The 26539-nt window shown below is 60.2% G+C and carries 17 protein-coding genes; 9 read left to right on the top strand and 8 right to left on the bottom strand.

Annotation, left to right across the window (positions count from 1 at the left end):
• Nucleotides 1–2 precede the first annotated feature (2 nt).
• From HBN61_RS10830 to HBN61_RS10855, 6 genes are all read right to left on the bottom strand, one after another.
• The gene (locus HBN61_RS10830) at nucleotides 3–1511 is read right to left on the bottom strand and encodes an efflux transporter outer membrane subunit (protein WP_170046752.1); all 1509 of its coding nucleotides are present in this window, start codon (nucleotides 1509–1511) and stop codon (nucleotides 3–5) included.
• Nucleotides 1508–4615, bottom strand: a complete 3108-nt coding sequence (locus tag HBN61_RS10835) for an efflux RND transporter permease subunit (protein WP_094993353.1) — start codon at nucleotides 4613–4615, stop codon at nucleotides 1508–1510. Before HBN61_RS10835 ends, HBN61_RS10830 begins: the two co-directional genes overlap by 4 nt.
• Nucleotides 4612–7713 (bottom strand): MdtB/MuxB family multidrug efflux RND transporter permease subunit, encoded by a 3102-nt coding sequence (locus HBN61_RS10840; protein ID WP_170046753.1) that lies wholly within the window; start codon nucleotides 7711–7713, stop codon nucleotides 4612–4614. Before HBN61_RS10840 ends, HBN61_RS10835 begins: the two co-directional genes overlap by 4 nt.
• Nucleotides 7710–9020, bottom strand: a complete 1311-nt coding sequence (locus tag HBN61_RS10845) for an MdtA/MuxA family multidrug efflux RND transporter periplasmic adaptor subunit (RefSeq protein WP_169965651.1) — start codon at nucleotides 9018–9020, stop codon at nucleotides 7710–7712. Before HBN61_RS10845 ends, HBN61_RS10840 begins: the two co-directional genes overlap by 4 nt.
• Nucleotides 9021–9234: 214 nt before the next feature.
• On the bottom strand, nucleotides 9235–9735 hold the full coding sequence (tpx, locus tag HBN61_RS10850) for a thiol peroxidase (RefSeq protein WP_169965653.1): 501 nt from the start codon (nucleotides 9733–9735) through the stop codon (nucleotides 9235–9237).
• Nucleotides 9736–9943: 208 nt separating this feature from the next.
• Nucleotides 9944–10612 carry a DUF3313 domain-containing protein gene (locus tag HBN61_RS10855; protein ID WP_169965656.1) on the bottom strand — a complete coding sequence of 223 codons (669 nt, stop codon included), beginning with the start codon at nucleotides 10610–10612 and terminating at the stop codon, nucleotides 9944–9946.
• A gap of 348 nt (nucleotides 10613–10960) precedes the next feature.
• On the opposite strand from HBN61_RS10855, the gene ccoN reads away from it, so the two are divergent.
• From ccoN to tal, 3 genes are all read left to right on the top strand, one after another.
• Nucleotides 10961–12388, top strand: coding sequence for a cytochrome-c oxidase, cbb3-type subunit I (gene ccoN / locus HBN61_RS10860; RefSeq protein ID WP_048376191.1), 1428 nt, complete (start codon nucleotides 10961–10963; stop codon nucleotides 12386–12388).
• 54 nt (nucleotides 12389–12442) lie between these two features.
• Nucleotides 12443–12673, top strand: coding sequence for a hypothetical protein (locus tag HBN61_RS10865; protein ID WP_169965658.1), 231 nt, complete (start codon nucleotides 12443–12445; stop codon nucleotides 12671–12673).
• Nucleotides 12674–12834: 161 nt separating this feature from the next.
• Nucleotides 12835–13758: a transaldolase gene (tal, locus tag HBN61_RS10870; protein WP_094993347.1), complete on the top strand. Its 924-nt coding sequence runs from the start codon at nucleotides 12835–12837 to the stop codon at nucleotides 13756–13758.
• 103 nt (nucleotides 13759–13861) lie between these two features.
• Here the strand turns inward: tal and rfaD are convergent, their stop codons facing one another.
• A complete protein-coding gene (gene rfaD / locus HBN61_RS10875) occupies nucleotides 13862–14851 on the bottom strand; it encodes an ADP-glyceromanno-heptose 6-epimerase (RefSeq protein ID WP_170046754.1) in 990 nt (329 codons plus the stop codon).
• A 181-nt stretch (nucleotides 14852–15032) separates the two neighbouring features.
• Nucleotides 15033–16322: a serine/threonine transporter gene (locus tag HBN61_RS10880; protein WP_170046755.1), complete on the bottom strand. Its 1290-nt coding sequence runs from the start codon at nucleotides 16320–16322 to the stop codon at nucleotides 15033–15035.
• A 227-nt stretch (nucleotides 16323–16549) separates the two neighbouring features.
• Here HBN61_RS10880 and HBN61_RS10885 point away from each other — a divergent pair, with 227 nt between their 5' ends.
• From HBN61_RS10885 to HBN61_RS10910, 6 genes are all read left to right on the top strand, one after another.
• Nucleotides 16550–17080, top strand: a complete 531-nt coding sequence (locus tag HBN61_RS10885) for a DUF4946 domain-containing protein (RefSeq protein ID WP_170046756.1) — start codon at nucleotides 16550–16552, stop codon at nucleotides 17078–17080.
• Between the two features lie 146 nt (nucleotides 17081–17226).
• A complete protein-coding gene (locus HBN61_RS10890) occupies nucleotides 17227–17673 on the top strand; it encodes a DUF411 domain-containing protein (RefSeq protein WP_094993343.1) in 447 nt (148 codons plus the stop codon).
• A gap of 619 nt (nucleotides 17674–18292) precedes the next feature.
• On the top strand, nucleotides 18293–19870 hold the full coding sequence (glgA, locus tag HBN61_RS10895) for a glycogen synthase GlgA (RefSeq protein WP_170046757.1): 1578 nt from the start codon (nucleotides 18293–18295) through the stop codon (nucleotides 19868–19870).
• Between the two features lie 16 nt (nucleotides 19871–19886).
• The gene (treZ, locus tag HBN61_RS10900; RefSeq protein ID WP_170046758.1) at nucleotides 19887–21698 is read left to right on the top strand and encodes a malto-oligosyltrehalose trehalohydrolase; all 1812 of its coding nucleotides are present in this window, start codon (nucleotides 19887–19889) and stop codon (nucleotides 21696–21698) included.
• Nucleotides 21691–23781: a 4-alpha-glucanotransferase gene (gene malQ / locus HBN61_RS10905; protein WP_170046759.1), complete on the top strand. Its 2091-nt coding sequence runs from the start codon at nucleotides 21691–21693 to the stop codon at nucleotides 23779–23781. The genes treZ and malQ overlap by 8 nt, the downstream gene beginning before the upstream one ends.
• Entirely contained in the window at nucleotides 23769–26537 is a 2769-nt protein-coding gene (locus tag HBN61_RS10910) for a malto-oligosyltrehalose synthase (RefSeq protein WP_170046760.1), read from the top strand. The genes malQ and HBN61_RS10910 overlap by 13 nt, the downstream gene beginning before the upstream one ends.
• Nucleotides 26538–26539 lie beyond the last annotated feature (2 nt).

Below are 26539 nucleotides of genomic sequence, written 5' to 3' on the forward strand. Positions count from 1 at the left end.
CGTTACGGCCTGTCAGCTTTTTCACGGGCGCTCAGATCGGTATTGCCGTCCCAGCCACCGCCCAGCGCGGCAATCAGTTTCACACTGGCGAGCAACCGATTCTGCTCCAGCGTGAGCATGGTGCGCTCCGCATTCAGGGCCGTGGCCTGAACCACCACCACATCCAGATAGGCAATCAGTCCGGCCTTGTACTGATTGCGGGTCAAACGCAACGACTCGCGGGCCGACTCCAGTGCCTGACGTTGCACCACCGCCTCGTCCTCCAGCACTTTTAGTTGCACCAGATAGTTTTCCACTTCGCGAAAACCATCGAGTACGGTCTGGCGGTATTTGGCGACCGTCTGGTCGTACACCGCTTCATTGCGATCCACCTCGGCGGATCGCTGGCCGCCATCGAATAACGGCAACGAAATTTTCGGCCCCACCGACCAGAAGCGGTTGGGCACGCTGATCCAGTTTTCGTAGGTGCTGCTGCTGTACCCGCCTTGCAGGCTCAGGCTGAAATCCGGGTAATACGCAGCCTTGGCTACTCCGATATTGGCGTTGGCGGCGATGATCGCCCGCTCGGCCGACGCGATGTCAGGGCGTCGCTCCAGTAATTGCGAAGGCAGACTCAGCGGAATGCGCGGCAAGTCCGGCACGTTCTGTATTTCAGCCAGTTTGAAACCGGCTGGCGGTTGGCCGGTCAGCACAGCGATTGCGTTTTCAAACTGCGCCCGTTGCCAGATCAGGTCGATCAGGTTGGCCTGGGTATTGCGCAACTGGGTTTGCGCCTGCGCCACCGCATCTTTCCCGGAGATCCCGGCCCGGTATTGGTTTTCGCTCATTTTCAGTGAGCGCTCATAGGCCTGCACCGTGGCTTCAAGCAGACGCTTTTGCTCGTCGATTACCCGCAATTGCAGGTAGTTCTGCACCAGTTCCGACTGTTGGCTCAGGCGCATGGCGGCCAGGTCGGCCAGGCTGGCTTCGGCGCTGGCCTGGTTGGCCTCCAGCCCGCGGCGCAGTTTGCCCCACACGTCAGCCTCCCAGCTCACGCCGACTTGCGCGTTAAGGGTGTCGCGGATGCCGCTGCTGGAACTGGTCAGGCTGGAATTGGAACTGCCGGTGCCCTGGCTCGAACGGGTCTTGCCCACACTCAGGTCGGCGCTGGGAAAGAACGCACCACGCGCGCTGCGCACCAGGGCTTGAGCCTGACGGAACTGCGCTTCGGACTGCGCCACGCTCTGGTTGGAACGGTTCAGGGTTTCCACCAGCGCGTTAAGCTGCGGATCGCCGTATAACTCCCACCAAGCGCCCCTCTCCAGTGCGTCACTGGGATTGGCCTGGCGCCAGCCCGCGGCTTCCTTAAAGGCCACGGGTGTGGCCGCTTCGGGTCGCTGATAGTCCGGGCCTATGGCACAGGCACTGAGCAACAGCCCGGACAACACCAGCCCCAGCAGGCGCGAGCCACGGGCCAGCGCCCAACGTTGTGGCGACAGGGCCGGAGCGAGGGTAAGCAAACGAGACGTCATAGCGGAGTTTCCAGGGCTGCATCCGTGCGCACGCCGCGCCATTGATTGAAGCGACGGCGTGCACGGTCGAGATAGAGGTAAACCACCGGAGTGGTGTAAAGGGTCAAAATCTGGCTGAAAATCAGGCCGCCGATAATGGTCAGGCCCAGCGGCTGCCGCATTTCTGCGCCTTCTGCATGGCTGAGCATCAGCGGCAAGGCGCCCAGCAACGCGGCAAGCGTGGTCATCAAAATCGGCCGCAAGCGTTGCAGGCACGCACTGCGGATCGACTCCTGCGGGTTCATGCCCGAATGGCGCTCCAGTTGTAACGCCAGGTCGATCATCAGGATGGCGTTTTTCTTGACCACGCCGATCAACAAGAACAGCCCCAACAGCGATATCAGGCTGAATTCCCCGCCGGTGATGTAGATGCTCAACAGCGCACCCACCCCGGCCGAGGGCAACGTCGACAGAATGGTCAGCGGGTGAATGTAGCTTTCGTACAAAATCCCCAGCACCAGATACACCGCCACCAACGCGCCGAGAATCATGAAGGGCTGACTCTTCTGCGTGGCGGCGAAGGCATCGCCAGTGCCGGCCATTTTGGCAATCACGTCTTCGGGTAAACCGAGTTTGGCAATGGCCCGCTCGATGGCCGCCGTGCCCTGTTCCAGCGATACGCCGTTGGCCAGGTCGAAGGCTATGGTTTCAGAGGCAAACTGCCCTTCGTGTTCCACCCGGTCGTCTTGCAGGCTGTTTTCATAATGAGCGATGGTGGACAGCGGAATGCGCTGCCCGTCCGCCGTGATGACCTGCACCTGATTCAGGGTTTGCGGGTCCCGGGCGTATTTGGGATTGACCTCCATGACCACCCGGTATTGGTTCAGGCTGTCATAGATGGTCGATATTTGACGCTGGCTGTAGGCGTTATTGAGCACGGCCGTGACCATGTTCATGTCCACCCCGAGGCGCTTGGCCTGATCGCGGTCGACGACCAGGGTAACTTGCTGCGCACCGCGACCTTCGCGGGCATCAATCGCAGTCAGTTCGGGCAGCGCCTTGAGGGCTTCAACCACTTTCGGGTACCAGGTGCGCAGCTCACTGAGGTCGCCACTTTGCAAGATGTACGAATACTGCGAACTGGTTTGCTCGCGACCGCCACCAAACTGCAAATCCTGATCCGCCATTAACATCAGTCGCCCACCCGGGACTTTAGGCAGGGTTTCGCGCAGACGCTCAATGACCTTTTGCGCCGAAATCTTGCGCTCCGAAATCGGCTTGAGGCGCACGATCATGATTGCGTTGTTGGTGCCGCCGTTGCCGCCGATAAAGCCCGCGACGCTTTCAACCGCCGGGTCAGCCAGCACGGCTTTACGGAAGGTCTCCATTTTTGGCTGCATCACGCTGAACGACAGACCGTCATCCCCGCGTACGAATCCGATCAACTGCCCGGTGTCCTGCTGCGGCATGAAGGTTTTGGGCACGACCACGTACAGCGCCACGTTCACCCCAATGGTGACCAGCAAACTGAACAGCGTCAGCCGCTTGTGCCGCAGCACCCAGTCCAGACTGCGGGCATAGCCGCTGACCATGCGCTCGTTGAGCCTGTTGCTCCAGCGCTGCATGGCATTTTCAGTGCCCGGCACATGGGGCTTGAGCCAGCGGGCACAGAGCATCGGGGTCAGGGTGAGCGACACCACCAGCGACACCACGATCGAGGCCGCCAGGGTGATGGAAAACTCGCGAAACAGGCTTTCAATGATGCCGCCCATGAACAGGATCGACAGGAACACCGCCACCAGCGACACGTTCATCGACAACAATGTGAACCCGACTTCCTTCGCTCCCAGGTACGCAGCCTTCATGGGCGCGATCCCGGCATCGATGTGGCGCGAGATGTTCTCCAGCACCACAATCGCATCGTCCACCACCAACCCGGTGGCCAGAATCAGCGCCATCAGCGACAGGTTGTTCAGCGAAAACCCGTAGAGGTACATGATGGCAAAGGTGCCAACCAGCGAAACCGGTACAGCCAGTGTAGGAATCAGTGACGCGCGGAAATTGCCGAGAAACAGAAACACCACCACAATCACCAGCGCCACGGCGATCAGCAAGGTCATTTCCGCCTCATGCAAGGTGGCCTTGATCACCGGGGAGCGGTCCATGGCCAGGTTCAGCTTCACGCTGGCCGGCAACACCGCTTGCAGCGCAGGCAACTGGGCCTTGATCGCGTTTACGGTCTCGATGATGTTGGCGCCCGCTTGCCGATTGACCACCAGCAACACGGCCGCGTCATTGTTGAAGAAACCACTGTTGTAGCGGTCTTCCACACTGTCCTGAACCTTGGCCACATGGCTCAGGCGCAGCGCTGCGCCATCCTGATAGCGGATGATCAGCGGCTCGTAATCCTTGGCCTTTTCCAGTTGATCGTTGGCCTGAATCTGCCAATTGCGTTCACCATCGGACACCGCGCCCTTGGGGCGTCGCACGTTGGCGTTGGCAATGGTGTTGCGCACCTCGTCCAGCGACACGCCGTACTGGTTGAGCAACTGCGGCTCCAGCTCGATACGCACGGCGGGCAGCGAACTGCCGCCGATCTGCACTTCGCCCACCCCCGGAACTTGCGACAAGCTTTGCGACAAGATGGTTGAGGCCAGGTCGTACAGCTCGCCCTTGGACAGCACATCCGAGGTCAGCGAGAGCACCATGATCGGGGCTTGCGACGGGTTGACCTTTTTGTAGGTCGGCATACTGCGCATGCCGCTGGGTAACAAGTTGCGTGACGCGTTGATCGCTGCTTGCACTTCACGGGCGGCGCCATTGATGTCGCGGTCCTGATCAAATTGCAGAATCACCCGTGTCGAGCCCTGACTCGAACGGCTGCTCATGGTGTTAACCCCGGCAATCGCGCCGAAAGAACGCTCCAGCGGCGTGGCCACCGTGGACGCCATGACCTCGGGGCTTGCACCCGGCAAGCTGGCCGACACCACAATCACCGGGAAGTCTATCTGTGGCAGTGGCGAAACCGGCAACAACCCGAAACTCACCCCGCCCAGCAACATGATGGCGAGACTCAGCAGCATGGTGGCGACGGGCCGCCGGATGAAAGGGCCGGACAAATTCATAGCGGCGCCTGCTCAGGTTCGGCCGCGTCACCGCGCCAGCGGCGGCCCAGACGGTCGAAGTACAGGTAAATCACCGGCGTGGTGAACAGTGTCAATACCTGACTCACCAACAAACCGCCGACCATCACCAGGCCCAATGGCTGGCGCAACTCCGCACCCGAGCCAGTGGCCAGCATCAACGGCACGGCACCGAAAAGGGCCGCCAGCGTGGTCATCAGGATCGGCCTGAAACGCAGCAAGGCCGCCTGATAAATCGCCTGCTCCGGGGCCATGCCCTGATTACGCTCTGCGTCGAGGGCAAAGTCGATCATCATGATCGCGTTTTTCTTCACAATGCCGATCAGCAAGATGATGCCGATGATGGCGATCATTCCCAAGTCATTGCCACTGAGGATCAACGCTAGCAAAGCGCCGACCGCCGCCGACGGCAAGGTCGACAGAATGGTAATCGGGTGAATGTAACTCTCGTAGAGCACACCCAGTACGATGTACATGGTCACCACCGCCGCCAAGATCAGCAGCAAGGTGCTCGACAACGAGGCCTGAAACGCTTGCGCTGCGCCCTGGAACTGGGTCTGGACGCCCACCGGCATGCCGATGTCTTTCTGCACCTGATCAATCAGCTCAACCGCCTCCCCCAGTGCCACGCCGGGAGCAAGGTTGAAGGAGACCATAACGGACGGAAACTGGCCGATATGCGAGACCGCCAGTTGCGCCTGACGCTCTTCGACTTTAGCCAGGCTCGACAGGCGAACTTGCCCGCCGTCAGTGGTTTTGACATGGATCTGGTCCAACGCCTGCGGGCCGATTTTCTCGCCGTCCTGCGCTTGCAAGACCACACGGTATTGGCTGGCCTGGGTGTAGATGGTGGAAATCTGCCGCTGGCCAAATGCGTCATACAGCGAATCAGTAATGTTGGCCACCGTCACCCCGAGCCGCGAGGCGGCATCACGGTCAATCACCAGGTACACCTGCAAACCTTTGTCTTGCAGGTCGCTGGCAACGTCGGTCAATTGGGGCTGGTTGGACAGCGCGGTAACCAGCTTTTGGCTCCAGGTGCTCAGCAACTCGGCATCCGGGGATGACAGGCTGAATTGATACTGGGTACGGCTTACCCGGTCTTCAATGGTCAAGTCCTGCACCGGTTGCATGAACAACCGGATGCCCGCCAGTTTGTCGATTTGCGGCTGCAAGCGCGCAATCACGTCCGAGGCGCTGTCGCTGCGTTCGCTGTGGGGCTTGAGGTTGATCAGCATGCGGCCGCTGTTCAGCGTGGCGTTATCGCCGTCGACACCGATGTACGACGACAGGCTTTCTACGTCCGGGTCCTGCAGGATGATGGCGCCCAACGCCTGCTGACGCTGGCTCATGGCGCTGAACGAAATGGACTGCGGCGCTTCGGAAATACCCTGAATCACCCCGGTGTCCTGCACCGGGAAGAAGCCCTTGGGCACGATCAGGTACAGGAACACGGTCAGGGCCAGCGTGCCGATGGCCACCAGTAACGTCAGCGGCTGGTGTTTGAGCACCCACTGCAACATGCGGCCGTATTGCGCAATCATCCAGTCAATCGTGGCGCCGCTGGCCCGGTAGAAACGGCCCTGCTCTTGTTCCTTGGGTTCAGGTTTGAGCAAACGGGCGCACATCATCGGCGTGAGGGTCAACGACACCACCAGCGAGATCAGGATCGCCACCGCCAGGGTAATGGCGAACTCGCGAAACAGACGCCCGACCACGTCCGCCATGAACAGCAACGGAATCAACACGGCAATCAGCGACAGCGTCAGGGAAATCAGGGTAAAGCCAATCTGTTTGGCGCCCTTGAGCGCCGCCTGCATCGGGCTGTCGCCTTCCTCGATGTAACGCGAGATGTTTTCCAGCATGACGATGGCATCGTCCACCACGAACCCGGTGGCAATGGTGAGTGCCATCAAGGTCAGGTTGTTGATGGAAAACCCCGCCAGGTACATCACGCCAAAGGTGCCGATCAATGACAGCGGCACGGCAATCGACGGAATGAGTGTAGCGCTGGCACGCCGCAGAAACAGGAACGTCACCATCACCACCAGGGCAATGGCGATCAGCAGTTCGTGCTGCACGTCGCGCACCGAAGCGCGAATGGTTTGCGTGCGGTCGGTCAACACCGTGACATCAATACCCGCAGGCAAGTTGTCGGTAATGCTGGGCAGTAAGGCCTTGATGCGATCGACCACTTCAATGACGTTGGCGCCCGGCTGACGCTGGATATTGAGCAGGACCGCCTGGTTCTCGTTGGCCCAGGCCGCAAGGCGCTCGTTTTCGGCACCATCGACAATCTCGGCCACGTCCTTGAGTCGCAAAGGCGCGCCATTGTTGTAGGCGAGGATCAGCTCGGCGTACTCCTGCGGTGTTTTGAGCTGGTCGTTGGCATCCAGCATCGATACACGGGTCGGGCCGTCAAAGTTGCCTTTGGGTTGGTTGACGTTGGAGGCACCGATCAGCGAACGCACGTCCGCCAGATTCAGGCCATTGGCCGCCAGCGCCTCGGGGTTGACCTTGATCCGTACTGCCTGACGCTGACCGCCCGCAATGCTGACCATGCCCACACCGCTGATCTGGGCGATCTTTTGCGCCATGCGCGTATCGACCAGGTCATTGAGCTTGGGCAAGAGCATGGTTTTGGATGTAATGGCCAAGGTCAGTACCGGCGTGTCGGCCGGGTTGACCTTGTTGTACACCGGCGGTGCTGGCAAATCGCTCGGCAACAGGTTGCTCGCGGCATTGATCGCGGCCTGCACCTGCTGCTCGGCCACGTCCATGTTGATGTCGAGGTTGAACCGCAACGTCAGCACCGAGGCGCCGCCAGAACTGGTGGACGCCATTTGCGTCAGCCCCGGCATCTGCCCGAACTGACGCTCCAGGGGTGCCGTCACCGCACTGGTCATCACATCCGGGCTGGCGCCGGGGTACAGCGTCATGACGCGGATGGTCGGGTAATCCACCTGGGGCAAGGCCGATACCGGCAACAGGCGGTAGGCGATGATCCCGGACAACACGATGGCCAGCATGCACAGCGTGGTTGCGACCGGGCGCAGGATAAACAGCCGCGACAGATTCATTCGTGGGCCTTGGTCTTGGCAGCGTCGGCAGCAGGCGTTGCCGCGTCACCCGCCGCCGCACCGCCTTGCAGGTGCGAAGCCGGGGTGGCGGGTACGTCGGCGCTGTCATTGACCACCTCTACCGCCCCGCCATCGCGCAGGCGGTCAGTGCCCTCAAGCACCACGCGATCGCCGGGCTCAAGCCCCTCCTCGATCACCGTCACATCACCGTCAGTGGCGCCCACTTTCACGCTACGAATCTTGACCTTATTGTCGCCGTCCATCGCATACACGAACGAGCCGTTGGTGCCGAACTGGATAGCCGCCGACGGGGCAAGGATCACATCTTTCAAGGTGTCTGCCAGCAAGCGCACGTTCACGAACTGATTGGGGAACAGCGTCTGGTCGCGGTTTTCGAACAGCGCCTTGAATTTCAAGGTGCCGGTGGTGATATCAATCTGGTTATCGATGCTGCTCAACACGCCCACTGCCAGCTCTTTGCGATCCCCGCGGTCCCACGCCTGAACCGGCAGCTTGGCACCCGAGCGATAGCGCGCAATCACCAGCGCCAGATCGTTCTCGGGCAAGGTGAAACTGACCACGATGGGCTCGGTCTGGGTGATGACCACCAGGGCCGTGGTGTCATTGGCCGCGACCAGGTTGCCGACGTCCAGTTGACGCAAGCCTACGCGGCCGCTGATGGGGGCACGGATCTTGGTGAATTCGAGGTTGAGCTTGGCATCGTTGACCGCTGCCTGATTGGTTTTCACCGTGCCCTGATATTGGCTGACCAGCGCTTCGGCCGTGTCCAGCGTCTGCTTGGCGATACTGTCTTCGGCATACAGGCCGCGATAGCGCTGCACATCGACCTGAGCATTCTTGAGTTGGGCCTGGTTCTGCAACAGCGTGCCTTCAGCCTGAAGCAAGGCGTTTTGATAGCTGCGCGGATCGATTTCAGCCAGTAACTCGCCGGCTTTAACCATCTGGCCTTCCTTGAAGTAAACCTTGACCAGTTCCCCCGCCACGCGGCTGCGCACATTGATGGTATTGAGTGCTGTCACGGTGCCCAGCGCCTTGTAGAACACCGGAAAATCCCCGCGCTTCACGTCAGACACCCGCACCGGCACAGGTTGGGTCGAACCGCCAAACCCCGGACGCATCATCCCCGACTTACTGGTACGGCCCTCAGGCTGGGCAGCCTGTTCTTTTTTCGACGAAGTCGGCCACAGCCACCAGCACAGACCGATGACGATTAACACGAGCAAAAGGCCAACCAGCCAACGACGGGATTTGTGTGAAACAGTGGATTGCATGGAATGATCAACCATTGGGCGCGAGGGCTTCTATTCAGGAAGGCTGAACGATAAGCAGTGTGGACCGTTAAGAAAAGGTTCTTTACCGGGTATTTACGTAAGCGGGACGTCTGGACGGGTTAACTGCTGCGTATTGAACGGCTTGCAGGGAGTGACGGCACCTGGCGGGACGCAAAAAAAACGGCCTGGCAGCGAGTGCCAGGCCGTTTTTTGCCGTGCAGGCTTGAACTTACTTCAGAACAGCCAGGGCTGCTTCGTAGTTCGGCTCATCAGCGATTTCTTTAACCAGCTCGCTGTGCAGCACGTTGTCGTTTTCGTCCAGCACGACAACGGCACGCGCCGTCAGGCCTTTGAGCGGGCCGTCAGCAATGGCCACGCCGTAGTTCTGGATGAACTCTGCGCCACGCAGGGTCGACAGGTTTTGAACGTTTTCCAGACCTTCCGCGCCGCAGAAACGCGCCTGCGCGAAGGGCAGGTCGGCAGAGATGCACAGCACGACCGTGTTAGCGATGTCATTGGCCTTGGCGTTGAACGTGCGCACCGAGGTCGCGCAGGTTGGGGTATCAACGCTTGGGAAGATGTTCAGCACTTTGCGCTTGCCGGCAAAGCTTGCCAGCGTTACATCGGACAAATTACCCGCTACCAGCGAAAACGCCGGTGCCTTGGAGCCTACTGCTGGCAGCTCGCCGTTAACCTGAACAGGATTGCCTTTAAGCGTCACTTGAGCCATGAACGATGTCCTTCTTGACGGTTTTTGGAGAGGCCGAAGTTAAACACGAAACCTACCCTCGACCTATGCCCTGCATGCAAATTGTCATGCAGCACTTCACAAAAAGACGAATCTTAATAGTCTGCGCATAATTGCCTACAAAACAGCCCGGCCAGGTTCAGGTGCATCGTTCAGCACCGGCCTGGCCGCACGTTCTGGACAAGGTACGTTACTTTTTAAGCTTCAAATACGATTGGTGCAGGTCGTCTGCCCAACCATCAATGACGTTTTTCACGTCGTCGGCCTTCATCACCTGGCTGTCGTTTTCCAGCGGCTTGCCGGTGCCTTTGCGCACCACCTGTGCGACCACAGCTTGCGATCCGCCGTCGATAAAGACCGCCTCGGTGGCCAGATCCGTTTCTTGATCGCGAATACCCGAGGCCGTGCTCACCGCTGCCGCGACTAACGCGACCGGGATGTACTCGTAGGGCTTAAGGCTTTGGGTCTGGCTGCTGACCGCGGTAATCGCCGGACGTACCACAATCACACCCGGGCCTGGGGCGCTGGCCAGCGGCAACGACTTGCCCAGCTCACGCTTGAGTGCCTGATCGTAATACTGGGTAATGGCCGTGAGGGTGCTTTGAGGGATCTTCGCACTGGGCTTGGGGGCCGGGTAGAACTGGCTTGGCTCGATATACACGCTGCGGTACTGACCCGCCTTCAAATGAGGATCAACCCAACGCATCACGTCCGCACCCGACGGCGATTTGGCTTGCTTGAGGCGACTGTAGTCCTTCAAAAAACCGGAGTACTCATCCGGTTGGGTCACATTGCTTGAACAACCGAGCAGCCCGATTGAGGCAAGGCACAACGTACCGATCATTAAGCCGAATTTCATGGTGAAACTCCTGTAGAAATCTCCACCGCATGCGCACGGTGTTTTAGGTATAGCCAACCCGCGCAAAACCGTCATTCATTCGTACGTATTTGCATGACAGCGGTCATCAGGCCTCCAAAAACCTTACCACGGCCTTGCCTGCGTCAATACAGCGCAGACGCAGGATAAAAACCGCCAAGTGCAAAAAAACAGATCAGATGCGCACTCAAGCCCAATAAAACGCCTTTTAATCTGATCCGTAATATTTAACTTTTTCTGGATCTGTTTTGTTCTGCGTCGGGTTCCTACAGTTCACCCTGCGCCAGACCACGGGGTCTGGCAGGACTTTGAACCGTGGAAGACTTGAGCATGAGCACAGCACTAAACGGGCAGGCCTATAACTATAAGGTCGTGCGCCAGTTCACCATCATGACCGTGGTGTGGGGCGTCATCGGCATGGCCATGGGCGTATGGATCGCGTCGCAACTGGCCTGGCCCGCCATGAACCTCGACCTGCCCTGGACCACTTTCGGCCGCTTGCGACCGCTGCACACCAGCCTGGTGATTTTCGGCTTTGCCGGCAGCGCGCAGTTTGCCGCCAGCTACTACGCCGTGCAGCGCACCTGTCAGGTACGGCTGTTCTCCGACAAACTCGCGGCCTTCACGTTTTGGGGCTGGCAGTCGGTGATCGTGATCATGCTGGTCACCCTGCCGCTGGGTTACACCACGACCAAGGAGTATGCCGAGATCGAGTTCACCGGCGCGGTGTGGATGACGGTGGTGTGGGTGGCTTACGCCATCGTGTTTTTCACCACGGTAGTGCAGCGCAAAACCAAACATATTTATGTCGGCAACTGGTTCTTTGGCGCCTTCATCCTGGTGATCGCCATGCTGCACGTGGTCAACCACCTGGCCATCCCCGTGGACTGGTTCAAGTCTTACCCCGTGTATGCCGGTGCCACAGACGCCATGGTGCAGTGGTGGTATGGACATAACGCCGTAGGCTTCTTCCTGACAACCGGGTTCCTCGGGATGATGTACTACTTCGTTCCGAAACAGGTCGGGCGCCCTATCTACTCTTATCGCCTGTCTATCGTGCATTTCTGGGCACTGATTACGCTTTATATCTGGGCGGGCCCACACCACTTGCACTACACCGCCCTGCCGGACTGGGCTCAATCGCTGGGCATGGCGATGTCGATTATTCTGCTGGCTCCGAGCTGGGGCGGCATGATCAACGGCATGATGACCTTGTCGGGTGCCTGGCATAAATTGCGCACCGACCCGATCCTGCGTTTTCTGGTGCTGTCACTGGCGTTCTACGGCATGTCGACGTTTGAGGGGCCGATGATGGCGATCAAGACCGTCAACGCCCTCTCTCACTACACTGACTGGACCATCGGCCACGTGCACGCCGGGGCCTTGGGCTGGGTGGCAATGATCACCTTTGGCGCGGTCTACCACATGATCCCCAAACTCTACGGCCGCGAGCAGATGCACAGCGTGGCGCTGATCAACCTGCACTTCTGGCTGGCCACCATCGGCACCGTGCTGTACATCGCCTCGATGTGGGTCAACGGCATTACCCAGGGGCTGATGTGGCGGGCAATCAACGATGACGGCACCTTGACCTACTCGTTTGTGGAGTCGCTGCAAGCCAGCCACCCGGGCTTCGTGGTGCGGCTGGTGGGCGGAATATTCTTCCTTACGGGCATGCTGCTGATGGCTTACAACGTGTGGCGCACCGTTCGTGTCCCTGACTTCAAAAAAGCCGAGCTCTCGGCACAAATCGCCTGACCTACGCAGCGCACACCTGCGGGTGTGCGCTGCACCAAGCACGGAGCGGTGACGATGATAGAAATAGCCCTGAACATGCTGGCGGTAACCGGCCTTTACTTCGCCATCAGCGGATGCCTGAAGCATCAGACTGAGCGTGATATCGACGACGCCAGCTTGATCCCGTTCGCCGACGACCCGGAGGTCGCGCGCCGGGTCGAACAGGCCACAGGCAAAACCATTCAGACGGTACAGGTCAGCGACGAATCAGCACGCCCACCAGGCTGGGGCACAATGAAGCTCTAAAACGGGGGTTGCGAACACCTGTAAAGGCGCTTGAGCGCAGACATCGGTTGCATAACCCGGGTCATCGGCGGCATTCTGCCAGACCTGATGTTTTGCGAACTTTTGATCGACGACGCACTCAATCTGCACAGCCATTACACTTTTTCGGACAGAGCACGCTCATGACTTCCAAGCTGGAACAACTCAAGCAGTTCACCACCGTGGTCGCAGACACCGGCGACCTCGACGCGATTACCCGCCTTAAACCCGTAGACGCCACCACCAACCCGTCCCTGCTGCTCAAAGCAGCCGCGATGCCGGGCTATGCCGAACTCTTGCAAAACGCCGTCAGCTACGCCAAGGGTGATGTCGGCCTGGCCTGCGACCAGTTTTCGGTGTCTGTGGGTAGCGGTATCTTGAAAGTGATTCCGGGCCGTATTTCGACTGAAGTCGATGCCCGCCTGTCATTCGATGAACCTGCACTGCTGCAAAAAGCCAACCAGTTGATCGAACTGTATGACAAGGCCGGCGTGAGCCGCGACCGCGTACTGATCAAGCTGGCATCGACATGGGAAGGCATCCGCGCCGCTGAAAAACTGGAGAAAGCCGGGATCCAAACCAACCTGACCCTGCTGTTCTCGTTCGCCCAGGCGGCAGCGTGTGCTGACGCGGGGGTGTTTCTGATCTCACCATTCGTGGGCCGGATCTATGACTGGTACAAAAAATCCACCGGCATCGACTACACCGGCGCCGAAGATCCGGGCGTTCAGTCCGTGACCCGCATCTACAACTACTACAAAGCCAATGATTACGACACCGTGGTCATGGGTGCCAGCTTCCGCAACCTGAACCAGATCGAACAATTGGCCGGTTGCGACCGTTTGACCATCAGCCCTGAGCTGATTGAAAAGCTTGCCCAGGAACACGGCACGCTGGAGCGCAAACTGAGCCCTGGCAACCCCGGCGAGCCGCGCCAGATCCTCAACGAAGCGCAATTCCGCTGGGCATCCAACGAAGACGCCATGGCCACCGAGAAACTGGCCGAGGGCATCCGTCAGTTCGCCCGCGATCAGGAAAAACTGGAAGCCCTGTTGTCGGGTAAATAACCCGCGGCTGCTCCCGCTCCCGGCGTGCGGCAGCGACGACTGACCCTGCACCTTAGGTGCACGCGCATGCAGTCGCTGTTCCGCAGCCCGGGGCAACCGGACGCTAGGGTGTCAGCAATGCCTGAACATAGCGGCCCACGCCCTCCTCCAGTCCCAGCATTGGCTCGCGGTATCCCGCCTCACGCAGTTGAGTCAGGTCGGCGCAGGTGTACACCTGGTATTTGCCCTTCAAGCTGTCCGGGAATTCACAGTAATGAATCACCCCTTCCAGTAACGCCGTCTCCAACGTCAGCGGTGGACGGTCTTGTGCCGCCCGTACGCCATTAATGGTTGCTAGCGCCAACGCATTAAATGCCCTGGCCTGCCCTGTGCCCACATTGAAAATACCGCTGACATGCGGGTTATCCAGCCAGTGAAGATTGACCTTGACCACATCGTCCACAGACACAAAGTCACGCAAATGGCCGCCTGCCGGGTAGTCACCATACTCGCCGAACAACTCGACGTAGCCCCGCTCGCGGTACTGATTGAAGCAATGCCAGACCATCGACGCCATGCGGCCTTTATGCTGCTCGCGGGGGCCGTAGACATTGAAGTACCGCAACCCCACCACTTGACTGCGGACTTTGGGCAGTAACTGCCGCACGTTCTGGTCAAACAGGCTTTTGGACCACCCATAGACATTCAGTGGCCGCTCGCAGTCGCGCACTTCGCGAAAATCCCGATGGGCGCCATAGACTGCCGCCGATGACGCGTAGATCAACGGGATCGACTGGTCCTGACAGGCCTGCAATAACGCGCAGCTGTAGCGGTAGTTGTTCTCCATCATGAAACGACCGTCATTTTCCACGGTGCTGGAGCACGCGCCCTGATGCAAAACGGCACGGATCTCGCCCAACTGGCGGTCCGCAAATCGTTGCACGAAATCACGTTTGTCGAAGTAGTCCGCAATATCACAGTCGGCCAGATTGCGGCACTTGTCGCCGTCAGTCAGGTCGTCTACCGCAATAATGTCGCGCTCGCCGCGATCATTGAGTGCCTTTACCAGGTTGCTGCCGATAAAACCCGCAGCCCCGGTCACGATAATGCTCATCCAGGACCTCCTGCCGATGCATGAAAGGTTTCAGCCTAGGCGTTTTTGCAGGTCAGATATTGATGCGGGTCAAGGCTCTTTCAAGCATTGAGACCCCGAGGGGATCGACGGCGCACTGAAGGCGCCGTCGCGGTGCACGAGGGGGTGTCACTGCACACCGGCGCAGTGACAACAGCGCCCGTCAGGCGAGGAAGGTTTGCGCCAGGGAATAGACCAGCGAGGAGATGGCCACCAGACCGATAACAGTCACAAATACGTTGGAGATCTTGCCCGAGTACTGACGCATGGCTGGCACGCGGCGGATGGCATACATCGGCATCAGGAACAGGATGGCCGCGATCACAGGGCCGCCCATGGTTTCGATCATCCCCAGGATGCTCGGGTTAAGGGTCGCCACCGCCCAGCACACGATCAGCATGAACGCTGCGGTCATGCGGTCCAGGGTTTTGGCCGCGGGACGCTTGCCGGTTTTCAGCACCAGGCCTTTCAAGCCTTCACTGGCACCGATGTAGTGCCCGAGGAACGACTTGGCAATGGCCACAAACGCAATCAACGGCGCAGCGAACGCAATGGTCGGGTTGCTGAAGTGATTGGCCAGGTACGACAGGATCGACAGGTTTTGCGCCTTGGCTTCGGCCAGTTGCGCCGGGGACAGGGTCAGCACGCAACTAAAGACAAAGAACAGCACCATGACCACCATCAGCAGGTGCGCACGGGACAGAATCTGCGAGCTGCGCGCATCGGCGTTGTCGCCGTAGCGGCGCTTCTGGTCGACCGCAAACGCCGAGATGATCGGTGAATGGTTAAACGAAAACACCATCACCGGAATCGCCAGCCACAGCGTGTGCAGGAACGCCGAAGGCTGCGGCACAGTGCTCGCCGTGGCGAGAATGCCTCCGTTCCAGTGCGGGATCAGGAACACCGCCAAAAACAGCAGCGCCACGATGAAGGGATAGACCATCATGCTCATGGCCTTGACGATCACTTGCTCGCCGCAACGGACCACTACCAGCAGCCCGAGGATCAGCACCAGCGACAGAATCGCCCGTGGAGGCGGCGTGATAGACAGTTGATTGAGCATGAAACTGCCGACCGTGTTGGTCAGCGCCACGCTGTAGATGAGCAAAATGGGGAAGATGGCCAGAAAGTACAGCAGCGTAATCACTGCACCGGCCTTGAGACCGAAATGTTCCTCGACCACGTCAGTGATGTCAGAACCTTCGTGCCCGGAGAGGACGAAGCGGGTCAAGCCCCGGTGGGCGTAAAAGGTCATCGGGAATGCCAGCAACGCCAGAATCAACAACGGCCAGAAACCGCCCAGCCCGGCGTTGATCGGTAAAAACAGTGTTCCTGCGCCAATCGCTGTGCCGAACAGGCCCAGCATCCAGGTGGTGTCTTGGCGGTTCCAGCGAGTGAGCGTCGCGGGTGTCTCGTCGAAACGTACGTCGACGCTATTAGCCTGGTCATTCATCCGGTCGAATCTCCGCTAGCCGGTCGTTACCACGCGGCCGGGGCGGACAAAACACACCTTACAGACAACGCCCCAGCCATAAGAAGGGCGCGATTGTCCGGGATTAGACATAAGAAGCAAAGGTTTAGCTGAGCAAAGGTAAAAAACATTTGCTATGCCAACGCACTGTCCAGACACCTGTTGATACACTCTGGCGACCCAACATACGCCCATAAGGTGTGTCCACCATGACTGTCTCGCACCGCTGCACAGCACTGCTCGGACTCTTCTGCGCCCTCGCCCTGCCCATGGCCCTGGCCGATGCAACGCTCATCACCTGGCCCGCCGGCTGGGAGATTCAAGACGTGCCGCCTGCCCCGGACGACAACGGCCAGCGCCAGCGCGCCGTGAAAAACGACGCCAACGGCGACCCGCTGATGGTGATGGAACTGACCCAGACCACATTGGCGCCCGAGCATCAGGTCAATATGGAGGCCGTTCTGCTGCAAATGCGCAAAACCTTGCAGCAAAATTTCGCCAAGGGCGGCTATCAAAGCGCTTGCAACAAGATCCACCCCAGCACGCTGGGGGGCCTGAACGCGCTCGAAACCACCTGCAAAATCACCCAGAACGGCAACCATGTCATCACCCAAACCCTGGTGGCCGCTACCCGGGAAGCGCACGCCTACGCGCTGTCTTACGCAGGGCCCGCCGAGGGCTATAAAGCCACCGAGCCAGAAGTGCGGGGGATTCGCGGCAGCTTGCGTTTCACTCAATAAACGCCCCACTGCACCTTGAATCCTTGGCAACCCTCCCCAACCTGACAAAACTGTCATCCAGCCATCAGTTGACTGACAGCAGGTGCCGGTCAGGCTGACATTTTCTCAAGGTTGCATGTGCGCCTTAATAAGCGAAGAGGACCCCAATGAAAACCCCACTGCGCGTTGCCGCACTCTCGGCCCTGTTACTGAGCGGCATGGCCCACGCCGCCGACCCTTTGACCATTGACGTTCACCGCGATGCCAATTGCGGCTGCTGCAAAACCTGGATTTCTCATTTGCAAGAACACGGGTTCAAGGTCAATGACCATGTCGAAGCAGACATGAGCAGCGTCAAGCAGCGCCTCGGCGTTCAGCCCCGCCTGGCTTCCTGCCACACCGGCGTGATTGATGGAAAATTCGTGGAAGGCCATGTGCCCGCAGACCAAGTGATTGCACTGACCAAACGCGACGATCTCAAAGGCATTGCCGTCCCGGGCATGCCCATAGGCTCTCCCGGTATGGAAATGGGCGATCGCAAAGACGCGTATCAGGTGATCGGCGTGAACCATCAAGGCCAGGATGTGATCGTGGCCGATTACCCGGCCAACTGACCTTCCTCACGCTAACCCGCTCCTGCCCGGGCATCTGAACCCGGCGGAGGGGTTAGCGCACCGGCTTAAACCGTCTGGTTATGAGCAATACCCAATCGTTCTAACCCGCGCTTGGCGTCGACCGACGATCCTTGATAGAACGGCATCTATCGACAGTCGATAGGCGCATGGCTGTTACACGCTGCATGCATCGGCAGCGATCAGCCGCCATCGACCGGCATATACACGCTTAAACACCCCTTGAATGTCCGTTGGCCTGCACCTGCTTGCCTGAGGATTAGCGCTCGCCCTGTGCCCCAATAGTCGCGAGCCCGATTTTTGAGAGAAGTTTCGCCCGCTGCATGAGGCAGTCATCCGCCCTATTTTCAGCTTCTCTCCTACACTCTGAGGTCGGTAATCCGTACAGGAGTGTCGCTTTTAAAAAAAACGAACCTTCTGCGATACCGCTGGGTCAGCTTAAAAGTAGGGTCGTTGATTTCTGGATCATTCCTTGCAACGCCCTCCTCACCCTTTGCGCATTAACCCGCGATCAACAAAGCAGTGTTGTGCCTGCCCACAGGACGTGAGTAAGAGCCCGACCATGGGTCGGGCAGATCAATAAATACAACGGGAGAACACCATGATCAGTGCTGCTGCGACAAACCCACAGAATTGCCTGAATACGCTGGTCAATGAGGTCATAACCGGTGCTGGCCGGACACCGGCTGGCAATCTAGCAGTACCGATCGCACAAGCGCTCCCGAGTAATCCGAACAAAAAGAAAGTCTTGTTTGTGACCTCCGAGCTGGCCGACTTGGTCAAGACTGGAGGTCTGGGCGATGTTTCAGCGGCGCTCCCCCGCGCCATGCGCCACCTGCACGATGTACGGGTGTTGATTCCGGGCTACCCACAGGTGATGAACAGTGACAACCCGATCCACGTGATTGGCGAGCTGGGCGGCCATGCAGCCTTACCGCCCTGCAAGATCGGGCGCATGGACCTCAAGGACGGGCTGGTGATTTACGTCCTGATCTGCCCCGAACTCTATGAGCGCGAAGGCACCCCGTACGGCGCAAACAATGGCCGTGACTGGCCGGACAATCACATCCGATTCGCGCGCCTGGGACTGGCCGCTGCCGACATCGCTGCCAACCTGGCGCAGATCCACTGGCAACCCGACCTGGTGCATGCCCACGACTGGCCCGCCGGTCTGGCCCCGGCGTACATGCATTGGCGCGGCCAGCGTACCCCGACGCTGTTCACCATTCACAACCTCGCCTATCAGGGCGTGGTCAGCCTCGCTTGCTGCCCGGAACTGGGCATCCCGTCCCACGCCTTGCAACAGGAAGGCATGGAGTTCTATGGCAAGTTGTCGTTTCTCAAGGCCGGGATGGCCTATGCAAGCCACATCACCACGGTCAGCGCCACCTACGCCCAGGAAATCACCACCCCGGCCTTTGGCTGCGGGCTGGATGGCTTTCTGGACAGCAAAACCCAGCAAGGCCTGCTCAGCGGCATTCCCAATGGCATTGATGAAAGCTGGGAGTCGTCGACCGACCCGCACCTGGTGGCGCCTTTCGCCATTGGCGAATGGCAAGGCAAAGCGACCAACGCCGATCACGTGCGCACACTCTTCGGCCTGAACCCTTCCAAAGGCCCTTTATTTGCCGTGGTCTCGCGACTGGTGTACCAAAAAGGCCTGGACCTCACCGAAGGCGTGGCGGCCTACATCGTGGCCAACGGTGGGCAAATCGCAATCATTGGCCGTGGCGAACCCGAAGAAGAGCAAGCCATGCGTGATCTGGCCCTGCGCTTCCCCGGCCAGATCGGCGTGCGCATCGGTTTCAATGAAACCGATGCGCGGCGCATGTTTGCCGGCAGTGACTTCCTGCTGATGCCTTCGCGCTACGAACCCTGCGGCCTGAGCCAAATGTATGCACAACGCTATGGCTCCTTGCCCGTGGCACGCAACACCGGCGGGTTGGCCGACACCATTGAAGATGGCATCACCGGCTTTCTGTTCAACGAATCCACTGTGCACAGCTACGAGCAGGCATTGAGCCGCGCGTTCAAAGTGTTCGCCTTCCCCGATCTGCTCAACGCCATGCGCTGCCGCGCCATGTCAGCGCCTTTCAACTGGTGCCAGGCCGTGGAACCCTATGCCCATCTTTATGAACAACTGGTGGTGAAATCCCTGAACAGAGCCGGCAGACCCTGAACCGAGGCTTGTACCGATGCCCTTAAAAACCGTGGAACACGGCTCCCATGGTGCTCAGCGACTGGACGCGCACCACACGCGCTTCACCCTGTGGGCGCCCGATGCTTTTTACGTCAGCCTGGAGCTGCGCGACGGACGCTCTTTGCCATTGATTCCTCAGGCCGATGGTTGGTTCGCGCTGGAGGTTGCGTGCCCGGCTGGCACCCGTTACCGCTTCAACATAGATGGTGATATTGAGGTCCCCGACCCGGCCTCACGCGCCCAGGACGGCGGTTTGACGGGCTGGAGCGTGGTGGTCGATCCGCAGGCCTATCACTGGCGCCACCCTCACTGGAAAGGACGCCCATGGCAGGAAGCCGTCATCTACGAGCTGCATGTCGGCGCCTTGGGCGGTTATGCCCACGTCGCCCGGCAACTGCCGCGACTGGCTGAAATGGGAATTACCGCCATTGAGTTAATGCCGCTCGCGCAATGCCAGGGCGAACGCAATTGGGGGTATGACGGCGCGCTGCTGTATGCGCCGCACGACACCTATGGCTCGCCGCAGGCGCTCAAGCAGCTAATTGACGAGGCACATGGCTTGGGGTTGATGGTGATTCTGGACGTGGTCTACAACCACTTCGGCCCTGAAGGCAATTTCCTGTCGCACTATGCCAGCTCTTTTTTTCGCAAGGACAGCCACACCCCGTGGGGCGCCAGCATTGACTATGAGCGCCCGGCCGTGCGCGAGTTCTTTATCGACAATGCGTTGATGTGGCTGCTCGAATACCGCGTTGATGGCTTGCGTCTGGATGCCGTACACGCCATTGGCGACCCGGACTTTCTGCATGAACTCGCGTATCAGGTGCGGCGCCACACAGCCCCCGATCGCCATGTATGGCTGACCCTTGAGAACGAATTCAACCAGGCCAGCCTGCTGGAAAAATCCTTTGACGCGCAGTGGAATGATGATGCCCATAACGCCTTGCACGTATTGTTGACTGGCGAAACCGACGCGTATTACGCCGAATTCGCTGACAACCCGACGCACAAGCTGGCGCGCTGCCTGAGTGAGGGTTTTGCGTTTCAGGGCGAGGCCAATCGCCATGGCGCGGCGCGGGGCGAACCCAGCGCACATCTGCCGCCCAGCGCCTTTGTGCTGTTCCTGCAAAACCACGATCAGATCGGTAACCGTGCACACGGCGAACGCTTGCACCATTTATGTGCACCGCAAGCCCTGCGGGCCGCCACCGTTTTGCTGCTCTTGTCGCCGATGATCCCCTTGTTGTTCATGGGGGATGAAAGTGCCGCGCCCGAGCCGTTTCTGTTTTTCACCGATTACCGCGGCGAATTGGCCGATGCCGTGCGTGAAGGCAGGCGCAAGGAATTTGCCGAATTCAGCACCTTCAACGCGCAAGACGCGGACTCGCTGATTGCCGACCCAAATGACCCCGAGACCTTTGCCCGCTCGCGCCCGGACTTGCGTGTGCCCGAACATGGCCCGCGCCGCGAGATGCTCACGCTGTACCAACACCTGCTCGCGGTGCGTCGCCAACAGATCATTGCGCGCCTGGAAGGTTCCCAGGCGTTGGGCTGCAAAGTGCTGGCCGACGGCGCCTTCACCGCCAGCTGGCGGCTGGGCGATGCCAGTGTCCTGCACATCACCCTGAACCTGAGCGGGCAGTACGTGCCCTTCGCGCCAGCCCCTGACCAACCTGTCCTGTTCCAGACCCCACCCGATATGACCCTCGACGTGCAGCAGCATCAGCGGCTGGCGCCTTACAGCGCGCTGGTCAGTCTGGTGCCGCCACCGACCCTTTCGCCCTTGATGGAGAGCGCTTATGAGTGACGCGCAACTGGAAATACTGGCGAGCCGTGCCGGACTGGCCGTGGACTGGGTGGATGCCAACGGCAACCCGCAGCGCGTGTCACCCCACGTGTTACAAGCCGTGCTCGCCGGGTTGGGCTTGCCCGCCGACAGCGACGAGGCCATCGAGACCAGCCTGCTGAACCTGCAACTGGAGCAACAAAACAAACGCCTGCCGCCCCTGCTGACCGCCGACGTGGGCAGAAGCCTGGACCTGACTCGCTATTTCTCCCCCCACAGTCAATGCATGGTTCACCTCGAAACCGGGGGTTCACTGGACATTGAACTGGATGCCGATGCTTACCTGCCCGGCATGATCCCGGTGGGCTATCACCGCGCCCACGTCGGCGAACAGCATTTCACACTGGCGGTCGCGCCTGCACGCTGCTTCAGCATGGCCGATGCGCTGGACAACGACACGCCGCGCACCTGGGGCTTAAGCGCGCAGCTGTACAGCCTGTTCCGCCCGGGCGACGGCGGGCTGGGAGACACGCAAGCGCTGGAAACTTTCGCCAAGGCCGCCGGGGAACGCGGGGCCGACGCTCTGGCCATCAGCCCGATGCACGCCATGTTCAGTTGCGACCCAGACCGCTACAGCCCGTATTCACCCTCCAGCCGTTTGTTCCTCAACTATTTATATGCCGCCCCGGCCAGCGTGCTGGGCGACAGCGTGGTGCAGCAGGCCATTGATGACAGCGGCCTGCGCGAGGAATGGCAGCGTCTGGAACAGTTGCCCCTGATCGACTGGCCCGCTGCCACCCGCGTGCGGCACACCTTGCTGCGCAACCTCTACGAAGATTTCGTGGTCGGCGAACAGCCGTTGCGAGAGGATTTCAACGAATTTTGCGACAACGGCGGCGAATCGCTGGAAAACCATTGCCGGTTTGAAGCCTTGCAGGTTCAACGCCGCACCGAGCACTTAAGCCAGGACTGGCGTGACTGGCCTGAGCAGTGGCGTGACCCCAACAGTCCGGCACTGCTGCTGTTTGCTGAAGAACACCGCCACGACATCGGCTTTTACGCATTTTGCCAATGGTTGATCGCCCGCTGCCTGGCCAAGGCCCAAAAAGCTGCACGGGATGCAGGCATGGCCATTGGCCTGATCGCGGACCTGGCAGTCGGTGCCGACGGCGCGGGGAGCCAGGCCTGGTGCCGACAGGATGAGTTGCTGTCGCAGCTTACCGTCGGCGCGCCGCCCGACCTGCTCAACCGCAAAGGTCAAGGTTGGGGCATTTCGGCATTTTCACCGGATGGCCTTAAGCGCAATGGCTTTCGCGCATTCATTGAAATGCTACGCGCCAACTTTGCCCATGCGGGTGGCCTGCGCATCGACCACGTGATGGGCCTGCAACGGCTGTGGGTGATTCCGCGGGGTGCGTCACCCAGCGAAGGCGCCTATTTGTATTACCCGGTCGATGATCTGCTGCGCTTGCTGGCGCTCGAATCCCTGCGCCATCGCGCCATCGTCTTGGGTGAGGACTTGGGCACAGTGCCTGACGGGCTGCGCGACAAACTCAGCGAACGCGCCATCCTCGGTATGCGCATTCTGTTGTTCGAACAAGATTATGGCGCCCGCTTCAGGCCGGTGCTGGAGTGGCCCGACACGGCGCTGGCCACCACCAGTACCCACGACCTGCCCACCCTCAATGGCTGGTGGCAGGAACGCGATATCGACTGGAATGCACAGCTGGGGCTGGTGGACGCCGAAACCGAAGACCATTGGCGGGATAACCGCGCCCACGAGCGCAACGGCCTGCACCAGGCGCTGAGCCTGGATCCGCAAAATTTTCAGGAGGAAGCCACGGGCGCCGATCAAGTGCTCAACGCCAGTGCGCGCTTCCTCGGCCATACCCGCTCGCCCTTGGTGTTGCTGCCCGTGGAAGATGCGCTGGGGGTGGTCGAGCAGGCCAATCTGCCGGGCACCGTGAGCACCCACCCCAACTGGCGGCGACGTTTGCACATACCCTGCTCGACCCTGCTCGACCGTCCTGAAGTTGCCCGCCGCCTTGAGCTGCTGGCCTGTGCGCGCCTGCAAGCGCAGGAGCGTGATGAATGCAGACGTTGAGTTCCCCGGTTTTGCGCGCCACTCAGCGCCTGCAATTTCATGCGGGCTTCACCCTGGACGATGCGCGCGCGCAAGTACCTTACTTTGCCCGGATGGGCATCAGCCACCTGTACGCGTCGCCGCTGCTCACGGCCCGCGAAGGTTCGATGCACGGCTATGATGTGGTGGACCCCACACAAGTCAGCCCGGCGCTCGGCGGCGAGGCGGCCTTGCGGCGTCTGGTGGCCGACTTGCGCACCCATGGCATGGGCCTGATTCTGGATGTGGTGTCCAATCACATGGCCGTGGGCGGCGCTGATAACCCGTGGTGGCTCGACCTGCTGGCCTGGGGCCGCGCCAGCCCGTATGCCGAGTTTTTCGACATCCAGTGGCACTCGCCCGACCCGTTGCTCGAAGGGCAATTGCTGCTGCCCTTTTTAGGTAACGACTACGGCGCCACGTTAAAAGCCGGCGAGCTGCCCCTGCGCTTCGACGCGCAACAGGGTCGCTTCTACGCCGAGCACGGCCATCACCACTTCCCGATTTGCCCGCTGGATTACGGCTTTTTGTTGCAGATCAGCGGCCAGCCCGACCTGCAGTTTCTCGGTGAACGGTTCACAGCGCTGCAACCCTTGGCCAACCCCCGGGAGCGGGCGGCGCCGCTGCATGCCGAGCTGGCCGTGCTCAGTGCCCAACCTGAAGTGCGGGCCGCCATCGAGCAGCAACTGGCGTGTTTCGACGCCCGCCAATCCAGCGGCCTGGAACGCCTGCATGCGCTGCTCGAACGTCAGTCCTATCGACTGGCCAGTTGGCGCACGGCAGCCGACGACATCAACTGGCGGCGGTTTTTCGATGTCAACGAATTGGCCGGGCTGCGTGTCGAGCGGGCCACCGTTTTTGAAGCCACCCATGAAAAAATCTTCGCGCTGATCCGCGACGGGCTGGTGGACGGGCTGCGCATCGACCACGTAGACGGTCTGGCCGATCCCAGGGGCTATTGCCGCAAGTTAAGACGCCGCGTGGACGCGCTCTCACCGGATCGCCACCTGCCGATTTATGTCGAAAAAATCCTTGGCCCGCACGAATCCCTGCCAGATGACTGGCGCGTAGACGGCACCACCGGCTACGAGTTCATGGATCAGGTGTCGCTGTTGCAACACGACCCCGCTGGCGCCGTGCCGCTGGCCAGCCTTTGGGCCGAGCACAGCGAACGGCCCGGTGACTTCCGCGAGCAAGCGCTGCTGGCCCGGCAACAAATTCTCAAGGGTTCGCTGGCGGGCGATTGCGACCGCGTCGCCCTGGCCCTGCGTGACGTGGCCCGTGATGACCTGATGACCCGCGACCTGACGCTGGGTGCCATTACCCGAGCGTTGCACGCGCTGGTGGTGCATTTCAGTGTGTACCGCACCTACATCAACGCCGCCGGGCGCAGTGCCGCAGATGACGAGGTGTTTCGCCGCGCCATGGAGGGCGCACGCAATGACCTGAGCGAAGCCGACTGGCCGGTGCTCGACTCCCTGCAACGCTGGTTGGGTGGCGATAACTGGCGCACCCGGCCCTACGGTCGCTCGCGCAAATTACTCAAGCGCGCCTGCATACGGTTTCAACAGCTCACCTCGCCTACGGCTGCCAAGGCGGTGGAAGACACAGCCTTCTACCGCTACGGGGCCCTGCTGTCGCGTAATGATGTGGGTTTCCACGCCGAACGCTTCAGCGCCCCACCGCAGGTTTTTCATCAAGCCTGCGCAGATCGCTTGCAGCATTTCCCGGACAATCTGCTGGCCACGGCGACCCACGACCATAAGCGCGGCGAAGACTGCCGCGCACGATTGGCCGTCCTCAGCGAGCGCAGCGACGACTACGCGCAGTGCATTGCCCGCTGGCGCCCGCTGGCCCGTCAACTGCGCGGCCAACGCGAAGGGCCTTCAGCGGGCGATGAGCTGCTGCTGTATCAGATTGTGCTCTCCACCTGGCCGTTGGCGCTCACGCTCGATGATCAACCCGGGTTGGCGCGTTACAACGAACGCCTGTGGCAATGGCAGCTCAAGGCCCTGCGTGAGGCCAAACTCGACAGCCAGTGGGCCGCACCCAATGAAGCATACGAGCACGCAGTGCAGCATTTTATTGAGCAACTGCTGTTAGACCCCGCCGGTGCTGACCTGCGGGCCGACATTCATGCAGCCAGTGAACGTCTGGCCCCGGCGGGCGCGTTGAACAGCCTGGCGCAATGCCTGCTCAAGCTCACCACACCGGGAGTGCCGGACATCTACCAGGGCACCGAGTTCTGGGACTTCAGCCTGGTGGACCCGGATAACCGACGCGCCGTGGACTTCGCCCTGCGTCAGCAATGCCTGGACGTCAACGCACAGGCACCTGCCCTGCTCAACGACTGGCGCAGCGGCTCGATCAAGCAGGCCCTAGTCGCCAAAGCCCTGGCCCGGCGTGCCGAGCATCCCCTGCTGTTTGCACGCGGCAGCTATGAGCCGTTGAACGTGACGGGCGAGCTTGCCGGTCACGTGCTGGCCTTCGTACGCCGTTGGCAAGACCAATGGGCCGTGGTGGTGGTGCCCCGCCTAAGCGCAAAACTCACTCAAAAAAGTTGGCAGCCATTTATAGATCCACTCATATGGGCAGATACCCGCATCGAATTACCGTTCGACGGAACTCAGCGCAAATTAAATGGATTTTTTGCGCAGCCCGTAGTCATTACCAATAAGACGATAAGGGTCAGCGACGCTCTCGGTTCCTTCCCCGTCAACCTCATGATCACCACTTGATT

It is taken from the genome of Pseudomonas sp. WS 5071, from assembly GCF_012985765.1.
Taxonomy (GTDB): domain Bacteria; phylum Pseudomonadota; class Gammaproteobacteria; order Pseudomonadales; family Pseudomonadaceae; genus Aquipseudomonas; species Aquipseudomonas lundensis_A.

Coding starts and splice junctions, on each gene's coding strand:
- HBN61_RS10830 (WP_170046752.1), bottom strand. CDS start 1,511: ATGACGTCTCGTTTGCTTACCCTCGCTCCGGCCCTGTCGCCACAACGT.
- HBN61_RS10835 (WP_094993353.1), bottom strand. CDS start 4,615: ATGAATTTGTCCGGCCCTTTCATCCGGCGGCCCGTCGCCACCATGCTG.
- HBN61_RS10840 (WP_170046753.1), bottom strand. CDS start 7,713: ATGAATCTGTCGCGGCTGTTTATCCTGCGCCCGGTCGCAACCACGCTG.
- HBN61_RS10845 (WP_169965651.1), bottom strand. CDS start 9,020: ATGGTTGATCATTCCATGCAATCCACTGTTTCACACAAATCCCGTCGT.
- tpx (WP_169965653.1), bottom strand. CDS start 9,735: ATGGCTCAAGTGACGCTTAAAGGCAATCCTGTTCAGGTTAACGGCGAG.
- HBN61_RS10855 (WP_169965656.1), bottom strand. CDS start 10,612: ATGAAATTCGGCTTAATGATCGGTACGTTGTGCCTTGCCTCAATCGGG.
- ccoN (WP_048376191.1), top strand. CDS start 10,961: ATGAGCACAGCACTAAACGGGCAGGCCTATAACTATAAGGTCGTGCGC.
- HBN61_RS10865 (WP_169965658.1), top strand. CDS start 12,443: ATGATAGAAATAGCCCTGAACATGCTGGCGGTAACCGGCCTTTACTTC.
- tal (WP_094993347.1), top strand. CDS start 12,835: ATGACTTCCAAGCTGGAACAACTCAAGCAGTTCACCACCGTGGTCGCA.
- rfaD (WP_170046754.1), bottom strand. CDS start 14,851: ATGAGCATTATCGTGACCGGGGCTGCGGGTTTTATCGGCAGCAACCTG.
- HBN61_RS10880 (WP_170046755.1), bottom strand. CDS start 16,322: ATGAATGACCAGGCTAATAGCGTCGACGTACGTTTCGACGAGACACCC.
- HBN61_RS10885 (WP_170046756.1), top strand. CDS start 16,550: ATGACTGTCTCGCACCGCTGCACAGCACTGCTCGGACTCTTCTGCGCC.
- HBN61_RS10890 (WP_094993343.1), top strand. CDS start 17,227: ATGAAAACCCCACTGCGCGTTGCCGCACTCTCGGCCCTGTTACTGAGC.
- glgA (WP_170046757.1), top strand. CDS start 18,293: ATGATCAGTGCTGCTGCGACAAACCCACAGAATTGCCTGAATACGCTG.
- treZ (WP_170046758.1), top strand. CDS start 19,887: ATGCCCTTAAAAACCGTGGAACACGGCTCCCATGGTGCTCAGCGACTG.
- malQ (WP_170046759.1), top strand. CDS start 21,691: ATGAGTGACGCGCAACTGGAAATACTGGCGAGCCGTGCCGGACTGGCC.
- HBN61_RS10910 (WP_170046760.1), top strand. CDS start 23,769: ATGCAGACGTTGAGTTCCCCGGTTTTGCGCGCCACTCAGCGCCTGCAA.